The following is a 12,762-nucleotide window of genomic DNA, read 5'->3' on the forward strand; positions in this document are numbered from 1 at the left end:
GGCACCCGCCATGACCCGCTATACCCCCGCTGAAATCGAAGCCCGTTGGCAGGCCGCCTGGGAAAAGGACGGCATCTTCAAGGCCGTGCGCGACGCCGACAGGCCCAAGTACTACGTGCTCGAGATGTTTCCCTATCCTTCGGGGCGCATCCACATGGGGCATGTGCGCAACTACACGATGGGCGACGTGATCGCACGCTACAAGATCGCCACGGGACATAACGTGCTGCATCCGATGGGATGGGACGCCTTCGGCATGCCTGCCGAAAACGCCGCCATGGCCATCGGCGGCCACCCCAAGGACTGGACCTACGGCAATATCGACGACATGCGCGGCCAGATGAAACCGCTGGGGCTGTCGATCGACTGGTCGCGGGAATTCGCCACCTGCGATCCCGAATACTATGGCCAGCAGCAGGCGCTTTTCCTCGACTTCCTCGAAGCCGGTCTCGTCTACCGCAAGAATGCGGTCGTCAACTGGGACCCGGTGGACATGACCGTGCTCGCCAACGAACAGGTGGAGAACGGGCGCGGCTGGCGGTCCGGCGCGCTGGTGGAGCGGCGTGAGCTGACCCAGTGGTTCTTCAAGATCTCCGATCATTCCGAAGAGCTGCTGGACGCGCTCGACAGTCTCGACAACTGGCCCGCCAAGGTAAAACTGATGCAGGCCAACTGGATCGGGAAATCGCGGGGCCTCCAGTTCGCCTTTTCCACGGTCGACGCGCCGGAGGGGCATGACAGGATCGACGTCTACACGACCCGGCCCGACACGCTGATGGGGGCGAGTTTCGTCGGCATCTCGCCGGATCACCCGCTGGCCAAGGTGCTCGAGCGGAACAACCCGGAAATCGCCGCCTTCTGCGCCGAATGCCGCAAGGGCGGCACGACGGAGGAAGCCATCGAGACCGCCGAGAAGCTTGGATACGACACCGGGATCACGGTACGCCATCCCTTCGACACGGCCTACGAGATGCCGGTCTACATCGCGAACTTCATCCTGATGGATTACGGCACGGGCGCGATCTTCGGCTGTCCCGCACATGACCAGCGCGATTTCGAATTCGCGACGAAATACGGCCTGCCGATCATTTCGACTTTCCTGCCTTCCGAGGAATCGCCAGAGGATCTGGACGCGGCCTTTGTTCCGCCGAAGACCGAAAAGGTCTTCTACAATCGCGGGTTCGCCGGGGAGCAGTGGCAGACCGGGCTCGAGGCCATCGACGCCGCCATCACCTTTTGCGAGGAAAACGGCGTGGGCCAGGGCGTCACGAAGTTCCGGCTGCGCGACTGGGGCCTGAGCCGCCAGCGCTACTGGGGCTGCCCGATTCCGGTGGTACATTGCGACAGCTGCGGCGTGGTTCCGGAAAAGAAGGAGAACCTGCCGATCGAACTGCCCTACGATGTCACCTTCGATGTTCCGGGCAACCCGCTGGACCGCCACCCCACCTGGCGCGACTGCGCCTGCCCCGCCTGCGGAGCGGCCGCGCGTCGCGAGACGGACACGATGGACACCTTCGTCGATTCGTCGTGGTATTTCGCGCGGTTCACCGCACCTCGCGCGAAGACCCCGACGAACATGGCGGATGCGCAATACTGGATGAACGTCGATCAGTACATCGGCGGTATCGAACACGCGATCCTGCACCTGCTGTATTCCCGCTTCTTCGCCCGTGCGATGCACCTCACCGGGCACCTGCCGGCCAGCGCGATCGAGCCTTTCGATGCGTTGTTCACCCAAGGGATGGTGACCCACGAGATCTACCAGACCCGCGACGACAGGGGCCGCCCGGTGTACCACCTGCCGGAGGACGTGACCGACGGAAAGCTCGCCGACGGGACGGAGGTCGAGATCATCCCCTCGGCCAAGATGTCGAAATCCAAGAAGAACGTGGTCGATCCGCTGAATATCATCTCCAACTACGGAGCGGACACCGCACGCTGGTTCGTCCTTAGCGATTCGCCCCCTGAACGCGACGTGGAGTGGACGGCGTCAGGTGCCGAAGCGGCCTTCAAGCACCTTTCCCGCGTGTGGAACATCAGCGACCGTATCGCCGCGATGTCTCCGGGCGCCACCGGCGAGGATGACGAAGGTCTGCTCCGCCAGATGCACAAGACGATTCACGACGTGACGATGGGTGTCGAATCCTTCGGTTTCAACGCGGCGATTGCCAAACTCTACGCCTTTACCGCCACCTTGCAGAAATCGAAGGCAGGCCAGGCCGCCCAGCGCGAGGCGATCATGACCCTCGCACAACTGATGGCACCGATGACACCGCACCTGTCCGAAGCGGTCTGGCAACAGCAGGGCGGCACGGGTCTTGTCGCGACGGCCCACTGGCCCGTGGCGGACGAGGCCATGTTGGTGGACGATACCGTGACGCTACCGATCCAGATCAACGGCAAGCGCCGTGCAGAGATCAAGGTGGCGGCGGACCTGCCGAAAGAAGAGGTTGAAAAGATCGCGCTGGCCCATGAAGCTGTGATCAGGACCCTGGACGGGGCCACCCCCAAGAAGGTCATCGTCGTGCCCGGACGTATCGTGAATGTCGTTGCTTGACCGTCGCAGCATCCTGCTGGCCCCGCTGGCCCTGGCCGCCTGCGGGTTCACGCCGGTCTACGGCCCCGGCGGCAGCGGCAGCGCGCTGCGAAACCGGGTCCTCGTGGACGAACCCGACGACCGGAATGGCTACCTGCTCACCCGGGAGATCGAGGAACGGCTGGGGCGTCCGAGCCCGGCTCGATTCGGGCTGGCGGTAACGATCGCCACCGTGGAGGAAGGGCTGGCAATCGATCCGGCGGGGAACACCACCCGCTTCAACCTTTTGGGCGCCGCCGACTTCGCCCTGCGCGATCTTCAGGGCGGTCAGATCGTCACGTCCGGCCGCGTCGAGAATTTCACCGGTTATTCGGCGACCGGAACCACCGTTGCCACGCTGGCCAGCGCGCAGGACGCACAGGAACGGCTGATGCGGATCCTTGCCGAACAGATTATCGCGCGGCTCTACGCTGCGCAGATCCCCGCATGAAGCTGTCCCCCCGCGAGGCCAACGGATATTTCGCCAAGCCCGACAAGGGGAAAGCCGGGCTGCTGATTTTCGGCAGCGATGCGATGCGTGTCGCCCTGAAACGGCAGGAATTCCTGAAAGCCCTGCTGGGCCCCGATGCGGAAGAGGAAATGCGGCTGACCCGTATTCAGGCCGCGGACCTGCGCCGCGATCCGGCGATGCTGCTGGACGCGATCAAGGCCGTGGGGTTTTTCTCCGGTCCGAGGGCGGCCTTTGTCGAGGATGCGAACGACAACGTGGCCAAACCGCTGCTGGAGGCCCTGGCCGATTGGCATCCCGGCGATGCGCAGATCGTGGTGTCCGGCGGCGACCTCAAGAAGACATCGAAGGTTCGGAAGGCTTTCGAAAGCCACCCCAATGCCTACGCGGCGGCCATCTACGATAATCCACCCGACCGGGCCGAGATCGAGCGGCTGCTGGCCGAAGCCGGTCTGCGCCCCGAGCCGGATGCCATGGGGGCGCTGGGTGAACTGGCCCGTACGCTGGACCCCGGAGACTTTCGCCAGACAATCGAGAAGCTGTCGCTTTACAAGCTGAACGATCCGGAGCCGCTGAGCTTGGACGATGTGAGCGCCTGCGCACCCACCTCAACCGAGGCGGAGGTGGACGACATCCTGCACGTGGTCGCAGAGGCCCGCGCCGGAGAGATCGGACCCGTGATGAACAAGCTGCAGGGCCAGGGCGTCAACCCGGTGACCCTGACGATCATGGCGATTCGCCATTTCCGCACGCTCTACCGGATTGCCGCGTCACCGGGCGCGCCCGTGTATGGCGTGCGCGACAGGGATCGCGCCATGCGGCAGGCCCGCGCCTGGGGGGCGGCCAAGCTGGAGACCGCGCTTGCGGTGCTGACGGACACGGATCTGACCCTGCGCTCCGCCGCGCAGACGGCACCGGCGCTCGCGCTGGTGGAACGCGCCTTTATCCGCCTCGCCATGCTGGGCGCTCAACGCTGAAAGGACTGAAGATGTACAAAGTGATCGGTTCAACGAAATCCCGGGCCTTCCGGGTCATGTGGATGCTGGAAGAAATGGGCCTGCCCTATCAGCAGGTGGATGCCGGGCCGCGGTCGGAAGAGGCGATGAAATACAACCCGCTGGGCAAGATCCCGGCACTGGTCGACGGCGACGCTGTGTTGACCGACTCGGTGGCGATCATGACCTACCTTGGCGACAAGCACGGCAAGCTGACTGCGCCCGCCGGAACCGTCGACCGCGCCCGGCAGGATGCGATGACCTTTTGGCTGATCGACGAATTCGACGCGATTCTCTGGGCAGCGGCCAAGCACAGCTTTGTCTTTCCCGAGGACCGCCGCGTGCCGGAGATCAAGGACAGCCTGAAGTCGGAGTTTCTGCGGTCTGCCGATGTGCTTGCCGACAGGCTGGAGGGGCCATTCCTGATGGGTGACCAGATGACCCATGCCGACATTCTCGCCTGTCATTGCGTGAACTGGTCCATCGGGGCGAAATTTCCCCGCGTCAACGACAAGCTGGGCGCCTGGGCGGCGGAGATGCGGGACCGTCCCGCGTTCAAGGCAGCACAGGAAAAGGTCGCCGGATAGGGCCCGTTTCGGTCTGCAGGTCTGCCGGCGATGAGCTTGGCGCCCGTCAGGTGCCGCCAAGCCCCGTCGGACCTGATCGGTCGCGTGACCAGTCCGCGGCCTTTTGCCCTGCCCAACGTCCCGTGGCGAGGCAGGCCGAGATCAGATAGCCTCCGGTGGGCGCTTCCCAGTCCAGCATTTCGCCCGCCACGAAGACCCCCGGCAGGTCGCGCAGCATCAGGTTGCCGTCGAGCGCGCCGAACGGAACGCCACCGGCCGTCGAGATCGCCTCGTCCATCGGCCGCAGTCCCTCGTGGCGGATTGGCAGCGCCTTGAGCAGGCGCGCCGTGGCGCGCAGCCCCTCTGGCAGGGGGCGTGCCATTTCCTGAACCAAGGCAATCTGCGCGGGCGTGAGAGTCAGCACCTTGCGCATATGGTTCGACAGGCTCGCCTTGCCGCGCGGCCTCGCCAGCCGTGCCGTGACCTCCGGCACCGGGAGATCCGGCAGCAGATCGAGAAAAAGGTCATGCCCCTCTCGCACGCCCCGCGATACCGAGTAGATTCCGCCACCTTCCAGCCCGCGGACGGAAAGGCTCGCCTCCCCGCGCGACACGTGGGGCCCGGCGGACCACGACACGCCCTTGATCGGCGCCCCGAAGTGCCGGGCCATGTGACCCGACCAGTTGATCGCCACACCGGCGTTCGCGGGCGCGAAGGGCGCGATCGGGATCCCCTGCTCCTGCAGGATCGCCGCCCAGGCCCCGGTCGATCCAAGGCGGCGCCAGCTCGCGCCGCCGAGGGCCAGCACCGTCACGTCCGGCGTCAGGGTCTCGGTCCCTTCCGGTGTGAGAAAGGCCAATTCCCCGTTCCGCCACCCTTGCCAATCCCGCCGGGTGCGGATCGTCACGCCCAGTTCGTCCAGGCGCCCCAGCCAGGCCCGGAGCAGTGGAGACGCCTTCATCGCCTTGGGAAACACGCGGCCCGTCGATCCGGTGAAGACCTCCTGCCCCAACCCCTCCGCCCAGCGCCAAACGGCTTGCGTATCGAAGGCCGACAGGATCGGGGCGAGTTTCCCGCGTGCCTCGGCAAAGGCCTCGAGGAAGGGTGTTTCGGGCTCGTCCTTGGTGAGGTTGAGCCCCGATTTTCCCGCCATCAGAAACTTGCGCCCGACCGACGGCTTCGCGTCGCACAGCGTGACCCGGTGCCCCGCCGCGCCCAGCGTCTCCGCGGCCATGAGCCCCGCCGGGCCCGCGCCGATCACCACGGCATGGGTCATTGCGGTGCCCGTGGGATCGTGGGCAGGGCAGAAAGGCCAATATCCGTCATCGGCATCTTGTCTCGGAGGGCAAACACGCCATCCTCATGCCTGCCCGGCCCCGGAGTATCAAGGATTTTACATGAACGAGAACATGTCGCGCATGTCCACCACGTCAGCGCCCAATACCTTTACCAGTATGCGAACCACGCTGCTTGGCTGGAAGACAACCGCCGCACCGACAACGGGACGCTGGCGCAGATTGTGGTAAGCAATGCGATGGGTTCGCCAGTATTGCGCCAATGGAAGGGCTACTGGCAGCGGGCGGATTGATGCACAATAGCTGGTGGGGGTGAAGCGTGAACAACACTAGACCTGCCAAGTGATTCATGGTAAACGAAAAATTGAGGCGGTCAGGTCACTACACCTGCCGCCTCTATTTCGAACTAGCCGTCGGGGGCTAGAGTTTGTGATCACCCCTTCTTTTTACACGGGTGAGCAACAGGGTCAAGTCTCCTGATGGCGTCAGTCCAACGCCAAAAAAGGAGATTTATCCAATGGCAAGCTACCTTCTCTCTTACGATCTTAATGGCCCGAATCCGTCTCACAAGGATATGGACGACCTGATCCGCTCGATATCTTCAAAAGCGGGCAGGGTTCTCGAAACAGTATGGTGGGTTGATTATGACGGGTCTGCGGTTCAACTTCGTGACCGCCTTCTCTCCACTCTCCGCAGCGAGGATCGTCTTTTTGTATGCGCTTGCAAGGACGCTGCATGGTTCAATACCCTGTTGAATGATGGTTCCCTCAAACAAGCAATAGAAGCCGCATAAAACAAGGCGACATATTGACTCGGCTGGCCCTACGGGGCCAGCCACAGCCGCCCCTCGTGCCTCACCAACCCACGCTTCTTCAAGTTCCACAGGCAGATGTACACGCGATGATAGGCCCGCTTATAAGTTAGCTGCTGCTTGCGCGCCTGCACCGCTCGCGCAATGTCAGCGCCGGTCTGCGGCCCATCCCTGAGCGCCTCCATCACCATCCGGCGCAACTCGCCCTTGCGGAAATCCTTGGGCGGCTTGGCGTGTTAAGCGCAAGCGGTTCGGCCCCGGAGTATCAAGGATTTTATATGAGCGAGACCGCGCCGCATCCGACCTGCCCGCTTTGCGGCCGCGAGATTCCGCCCGATGTGCCGCAGTCGTTGCACCATCTTGTGCCGAAGCTCCGCGGCGGCAAGGGCGGGCCGACCGTGCTGATGCACCACATCTGCCACCGCGAAGTGCACGCCACGCTGACCGAGACGGAACTGGCACGCAACTACAACACGCCCGAGGCACTTCGTGCGCACCCGAGGCTGGCAAAATTCGCAGCATGGGTGGCAAAGCGCCCACCCGGTTTCAGATCGAAGGTTCCCGGCGGCACGCGCAATCGCTAGTTGACGCCGCGACGCAGGAAAAGCAGGGTCCGCGAAACCCGAGGAGAACCCGATGCGCACCATCCTGATCCTGACGACCGTCCTGATGCTGGCCGCCTGCGACGTGCCATTCGTGCCGCTGATCTAGGTGCTGAACATCCGCTTGATCCCGGCGGCGATGTCGGGCTTGGCGGCCACCGTGTCCGCGACGATCATGCGGGCGTGATCCATGAGCGCCTCCGCGTCGATGATCCGGTCGATCAGGCCAAAGGCAAGCGCTTCGTCCGCGGTGATCTTCTGCCCTCCCATCAGGATCAGCTTGGTCCGGGCAGGTCCGATCAGCGCGGCCATGCGGGCGGGATCGGAGGGTTGCGGCAGGAAGCCGAGCTTCATCACCGGGTAGAAGAACTTTGCCGTCGGCACGGCGATCCGGATGTCGCAGGCCAGCGCCATTCCCATCGCGCCGCCCGCCAGCGTTCCGTTCAGGGCCGCGACGGTCAGGCCCGGAAGGCCCGCGATCGCACCCGAAAGCCGCTCCCAGACGTCGGAGGTGGCGAGCCCCGCGCGGGCGGCTTCGAGGTCGGCACCGGCGCTGAACACGCGCCCCTTGCCCGTCAGGATCACGGCCCGCGCCTCTTGTGCGGCCTCCATCACCTCGGCGAGCTCGGTCAGCATCGCATGGGTCAGCGAATTCGCCTTTTCGGGGCGGTCGATGGTGACAGTCCAGATGTCGTCGGAGCGGTCACAGGAAATCATGCGAGGCCCACCGCACCGCGAATTTCGTCGTCCCGCAGCGATATTTCGCCGCCCTTGAAGCGGTCGGCATCGGGGCCGCACATCCACAGAAGGCACTTGGCGGGCCAGTCCGGCGGAATGTGGTCCGACCAGTCGAGCCTGCTCACCGGGTTGATACCCGACGCCTTGATCTCGCGCTGCATCTGGGTCGCGACGGTGCCCGGCGACAGGCCGATGGCGCGGATCCCGTGCTGTGCCTCCTCGGTGTCGAGGCAGCGGTTCAGCATGTTCACGGCGGCCTTGGATGCGCAGTAGTGGCTCCAGCCTTCGATCGCGTTGTGCGCGGCCCCGGAAGAGATGGTCAGCACCGATCCGCCGCCGGTTTCGCGCATGATCGGCAGCACGGCGTGGATGCAGTTGAAGACGCCCTTGAGATTGATGTCGATCACCTGGCCCCAGTCATCGGGATCGGCTTCCGCCAGATGCGAGATCGGCTCGATCACGCCCGCGTTGTTGACGAGCACATCGAGCCCGCCGAAGGCGCTCTGTGTCGTGGCCACGGCCGACGATACCTCGCCGTAGCGCGCCACGTTGCAGGGGATCGCGATGGCCTTTTCGCCGATTTCCCCGACGAGGTCGGCAAGGGCATCCTGCGACCGGGCGAGCAGCGCGACGTTCGCCCCCGCCGCGGCGAAGACACGCGCGCTCTCGGCCCCGATGCCCCGGCTGGCACCCGTGATCATCACTGTCTTCCCGGTCATGTCCATGAAATCGCTCCTTGGTTCGGGGGATGTTTTGCATAGCGTCCGTGCCCTGTGGTAAAGCTGTGAAATGGGATGGTCCAGCCCCGACGACCCTTGACCCCGCGCGCCCGTTGTCGGAGGCTCCGGCCAGATTTGCGATAAGGATATTCTCATGTTTCGTATGAATTCAGCCTCCCTCGGCTTCGCAGTGCCTGCGATGCTTCTGTCCACCGCGGCCTGGGCCGACCTTACGCCGACGCAGGTCTGGGGAGATTGGCGGCAGTACATGGAGAACATGGGCTACGGCATCACCGCCACCGAGAACGACGCGGGGGGCACGCTGACGGTCAGCGACCTCGCGCTGGACATGCCCATGCCCGAAGAGGGCGGCGCCGTCTCGATGAACATCGGCACCCTCGAGTTCAGGGGCAACGGCGACGGCACCGTGGCCATCGTGATGCCGGACACGCTTCCCATGTCGATTTCCGCCACAGGCACGGAGACCGACCCCGGTTTCACCATGAACATGGATTACGCGCAGACCGATCACAGCATCGTCGTCAGCGGGAGCCCCGAAAACATGACCTATGCCTACGACGCGGGCACCGTCGGGCTGAAGCTGAAGGAGCTCATCGTCGACGGGCAGAGCTACGGCGCGGAGAACGCAAGGATCGACGTGGTCGCCAACGACTTCACCAGCCGGACGACGATGACGATCGGTGACACCAGGGGCTACGAGCAGACCGGCCAGATCGGCGGCGTCACCTATGATGTGTTCGTCCACAACCCCGAGCAGAGCGGCCAGCTTTCCTTCAAGGGCAGTATGTCGGACCTGACGCTCGAAGGGAACGGGACCATCCCGCTGACCACCGTGGATGCGGCGGACATGGCGGCGATGATCGCCGCGGGGTTCGACATGTCGGGGACCATCACCTACGGGTCGGGCAACACCGGGATCAATTTCGTGGACGAGGAGCAAGGCGATTTCTCGGCCGCGACGTCTTCGCAGGGTGGCGAACTGAGCGTGGCGATGGGCCCCGAGGGCCTGGCCTATGCCGGTTCCCAGAAGGACACGGAGATGAACCTGAAGGTGGCGGAACTGCCCTTCCCCATCGACATCAGCATGGCCCGGACGGGATTCAAACTGGAAGCGCCCGTGGTAAAGTCGGACGAAGCACAGGATTTCGCCTTTGGCATCACGCTCGGCGATTTCGTCATGTCGGACATGATCTGGGGTATCTTCGATCCGACGGGTCAATTGCCCCGCGATCCCGCGACGGTCGAGCTGGACCTGAGCGGTCAGGCGAAACTGCTGGTCGACTACATGGCCGCCGACGCGGCGACGCAGATGGCCGGCCCTCCGGGCGAGGTCGAGGCGCTGAGCGTCAACAAGCTTCTGGTGGATGCCGCCGGTGCGCGGCTTGAAGGCCAAGGCGATGTGACCTTCGACAATTCGGACATGACGACCATGCCCGGCATGCCCAAGCCCGTGGGCGCGATCGATCTGTCTCTCGAGGGCGGCAACGGCCTTCTTGAGAAGCTGGTGGCCATGGGACTGCTCCCGCAGGAGCAGGCGATGGGCGCGCGGATGATGATGGGACTGTTCGCGGTGCCGGGAAGCGAGCCCGATACGCTCACATCGAAGATCGAGTTCACCGAAGACGGACAAGTGCTGGCGAACGGTCAACGCATCAAGTGATGCGATCCGCGAGATCTGCAGAGGGGCGCGGCCTGGGCCGCGCCCCTCTGTCGTTGCGGCCCGTTCCTTGCAGGCGCGGCGTTGGGTCGGTGGCGCCCTTGCTCTCGACGGCGTAGGGCATTACCTCTGCGCGGACCCCGATTGGAGCCTGCCACATGTCACAGCCACTCGACGCGCTGACCGGATCGCTATTGCTTGCCGCGGAAAAGGCCGGTGCCGACGCTGCGGATGCCAAGGCCGTGCGGGCCACCTCCGTGTCGGTCGATGTGCGCGGCGGCACGCTCGAACAGGCAGAACGGTCCGAGGGAACGGACATCGGCCTGCGCGTTTTCATCGGCAGGCGCACCGCCACGGTTTCGGCCTCGGACACCTCGGAACGGACGATTGCCGAGATGGCGGAGCGGGCGGTCGCCATGGCGCGGGAAGCGCCGGAAGACCCCTACGCCGGGCTTGCGGAGCCTGAGCAATTGGCGCGGAACTGGGATGCCGAAGCCTTGGAACTGGTCGATCCCGCCGCGGAACCCTCCCCCGAAGACCTGCAGAACGATGCCGCCGCGACCGAAGCCGCCGCACTGGCGGTAAAAGGGGTAAGCCAGGTGCAGTCCGCATCCGCGGGATACAGCGCGCAGCAGATCTTCTTTGCCGCCACGAACGGGTTCGGGGGCGGTTTCGGCCGGACCAATCGGGGACTGTCGTGCGTGGCCATCGCGGGCAGCGGCACGGGGATGGAGCGCGACTACGACGGTGACAACCGCATCTTCCAGTCGGACCTGAGGGATGCAGGTGAGATCGGCCGCACCGCCGCCGAGCGGGCACTGGCCCGGCTGAATGCCCGCAAGCCGCCCACCGGCACCTATCCGGTCCTGTTCGACGAACGGATCGCCTCTTCGTTGATCGGCCATCTCCTTGGTGCGGTGAACGGCAACGCCATCGCACGCGGCGCGTCTTTCCTGCGCCACGCGCTCGGGGAGTCCGTGCTGCCGGATCACCTGTCGCTGATCGAGGATCCGCACCGCAAGCGCGTCGGCGGCTCGCGTCCCTTCGACGGCGAGGGCCTGCCGACGCAGCGCCGCGCGATCGTCGAGAATGGCGTTCTCAAGGGCTGGACGCTGGACCTTGCGAACGCCCGAAAGCTGGGGATGGCGCCCACGGGAAATGCGGGCCGGGGCACGTCCTCAGGGCCGTCGCCCACCACCTTCAACGTCGCGCTGACGCAGGGAGACGCCAGCCGCGAAGACCTGATCCGCGACATGGGCACCGGGCTGATCGTCACATCGATGATCGGATCGACCATCAACCCGAACACGGGGGACTATTCCCGCGGGGCGAGCGGCCTGTGGGTCGAGAACGGCGAGATCACCCATGCCATCAACGAATGCACCATCGCGGGCAACCTGCGCGAGATGCTGCGCGCGATCGTCCCCGCGAACGACGCCCGGCCCCACCTGAGCCGCGTGGTGCCTTCGCTGCTCGTGCCGGGAATGACCCTTGCCGGCGCATGATCTGCCTCTGCTGATCGACGCCGCCCGCGTTGCCGGGCGGGTCGCGACAGGCTTTGCCGGCAAGACCGCGCGCCGGTGGGACAAGCCCGACGACGCCGGCCCGGTGACCGAGGCCGACCTGGCGGTGAACGATGTCCTGCAGACCACCCTGCGCCTTGCCCGCCCCGATTACGGCTGGCTGTCCGAAGAGACCGAGGACAACGCACAGCGACTGGGCAAGGAAAGCGTCTTCATCATCGACCCGATCGACGGCACGCGCAGTTTCGTCGAAGGCTCCAATACCTGGGCACATTCGCTTGCGGTGGCCGATGGTGGCGAAATCACCGCGGCGGTTGTTTTCCTGCCCATGCGCGACAAGCTCTATGCCGCCGCCAAGGGGCAGGGTGCCACGCTCAACGGCGCAACCCTGCGCGCGGCCCGGCAGCCGGACCTGTCACAAACCACGGTGCTGGCTGCGAAACCGGCGCTGATGGATCACCTGTGGCATTCCGGCAGCGCGCCGACGTTCAAGCGCAGCTACCGGCCTTCGCTGGCTTACCGTCTCGCGCTGGTTGGCGAAGGGCGTTTCGACGCGATGCTCACCCTGCGCCGCAGCTGGGAATGGGACATCGCCGCTGGCGCGCTGATCGTGTCGGAGGCGGGTGGCGTCTGCTCGGACCAGAAGGGCGCACCGCTGGTCTTCAACAACGCGGACCCGCGCCTGAACGGCGTGGTGGCGGGAGGCGGGCCGACCCAGGCTGCGCTGATCGCCGCCCTTGCCTGAAACGCGCCATCTGGTACGACAGGAACACTCCCACGTGACAAAGGAA

General features: G+C 65.0%; 12 protein-coding genes and 1 pseudogene. 10 read left to right on the forward strand and 3 right to left on the reverse strand.

Annotated features, from left to right (window positions below; all coding sequences use genetic code 11):
* The first annotated feature begins 10 nt into the window (after positions 1–10).
* From leuS to BOO69_RS16795, 4 genes are read left to right on the forward strand one after another with little or no spacing between them, the layout of a single operon-like run.
* Entirely contained in the window at positions 11–2,557 is a 2,547-nt protein-coding gene (leuS, locus tag BOO69_RS16780) for a leucine--tRNA ligase (RefSeq protein ID WP_071973204.1), read from the forward strand.
* Positions 2,544–3,026, forward strand: coding sequence for an LPS assembly lipoprotein LptE (gene lptE, locus BOO69_RS16785; RefSeq protein ID WP_071973205.1), 483 nt, complete (start codon positions 2,544–2,546; stop codon positions 3,024–3,026). Before leuS ends, lptE begins: the two co-directional genes overlap by 14 nt.
* Complete coding sequence (gene holA / locus BOO69_RS16790; RefSeq protein WP_071973206.1) at positions 3,023–4,021, forward strand: DNA polymerase III subunit delta; 999 nt, start codon at positions 3,023–3,025, stop codon at positions 4,019–4,021. The genes lptE and holA overlap by 4 nt, the downstream gene beginning before the upstream one ends.
* 11 nt (positions 4,022–4,032) lie before the next feature.
* The gene (locus tag BOO69_RS16795; protein WP_071973207.1) at positions 4,033–4,626 is read left to right on the forward strand and encodes a glutathione S-transferase family protein; all 594 of its coding nucleotides are present in this window, start codon (positions 4,033–4,035) and stop codon (positions 4,624–4,626) included.
* A 46-nt stretch (positions 4,627–4,672) separates the two neighbouring features.
* Here the strand turns inward: BOO69_RS16795 and BOO69_RS16800 are convergent, their stop codons facing one another.
* Positions 4,673–5,881 carry a TIGR03862 family flavoprotein gene (locus BOO69_RS16800; RefSeq protein WP_071973208.1) on the reverse strand — a complete coding sequence of 403 codons (1,209 nt, stop codon included), beginning with the start codon at positions 5,879–5,881 and terminating at the stop codon, positions 4,673–4,675.
* 147 nt (positions 5,882–6,028) lie between these two features.
* Between BOO69_RS16800 and BOO69_RS23120 the strand changes: the two are divergent.
* The 3 genes and pseudogenes from BOO69_RS23120 to BOO69_RS16815 all read left to right on the forward strand — a co-directional run.
* Positions 6,029–6,193 (forward strand): annotated as a pseudogene (locus BOO69_RS23120) (IS1595 family transposase); the annotation flags it as partial.
* A 224-nt stretch (positions 6,194–6,417) separates the two neighbouring features.
* Complete coding sequence (locus tag BOO69_RS23125; protein WP_156874955.1) at positions 6,418–6,693, forward strand: hypothetical protein; 276 nt, start codon at positions 6,418–6,420, stop codon at positions 6,691–6,693.
* A gap of 296 nt (positions 6,694–6,989) precedes the next feature.
* On the forward strand, positions 6,990–7,295 hold the full coding sequence (locus BOO69_RS16815; protein WP_071973211.1) for an HNH endonuclease: 306 nt from the start codon (positions 6,990–6,992) through the stop codon (positions 7,293–7,295).
* A 123-nt stretch (positions 7,296–7,418) separates the two neighbouring features.
* On the opposite strand, the gene BOO69_RS16820 is transcribed toward BOO69_RS16815, so the two are convergent.
* Positions 7,419–8,030, reverse strand: a complete 612-nt coding sequence (locus BOO69_RS16820) for an enoyl-CoA hydratase/isomerase family protein (protein WP_071973212.1) — start codon at positions 8,028–8,030, stop codon at positions 7,419–7,421.
* Entirely contained in the window at positions 8,027–8,776 is a 750-nt protein-coding gene (locus tag BOO69_RS16825) for an SDR family oxidoreductase (RefSeq protein WP_071973213.1), read from the reverse strand. The genes BOO69_RS16820 and BOO69_RS16825 overlap by 4 nt, the downstream gene beginning before the upstream one ends.
* A 148-nt stretch (positions 8,777–8,924) precedes the next feature.
* Between BOO69_RS16825 and BOO69_RS16830 the strand changes: the two genes are divergently transcribed.
* The 3 genes from BOO69_RS16830 to BOO69_RS16840 all read left to right on the forward strand — a co-directional run bounded on the left by BOO69_RS16830 (position 8,925) and on the right by BOO69_RS16840 (position 12,716).
* Positions 8,925–10,451 carry a hypothetical protein gene (locus BOO69_RS16830; RefSeq protein ID WP_071973214.1) on the forward strand — a complete coding sequence of 509 codons (1,527 nt, stop codon included), beginning with the start codon at positions 8,925–8,927 and terminating at the stop codon, positions 10,449–10,451.
* A gap of 155 nt (positions 10,452–10,606) precedes the next feature.
* A complete protein-coding gene (locus BOO69_RS16835) occupies positions 10,607–11,953 on the forward strand; it encodes a TldD/PmbA family protein (RefSeq protein ID WP_071973215.1) in 1,347 nt (448 codons plus the stop codon).
* Positions 11,940–12,716: a 3'(2'),5'-bisphosphate nucleotidase CysQ gene (locus BOO69_RS16840; protein ID WP_071973216.1), complete on the forward strand. Its 777-nt coding sequence runs from the start codon at positions 11,940–11,942 to the stop codon at positions 12,714–12,716. The genes BOO69_RS16835 and BOO69_RS16840 overlap by 14 nt, the downstream gene beginning before the upstream one ends.
* Positions 12,717–12,762: the final 46 nt, after the last annotated feature.

It is taken from the genome of Sulfitobacter alexandrii, assembly GCF_001886735.1.
GTDB classification, from domain to species: domain Bacteria; phylum Pseudomonadota; class Alphaproteobacteria; order Rhodobacterales; family Rhodobacteraceae; genus Sulfitobacter; species Sulfitobacter alexandrii.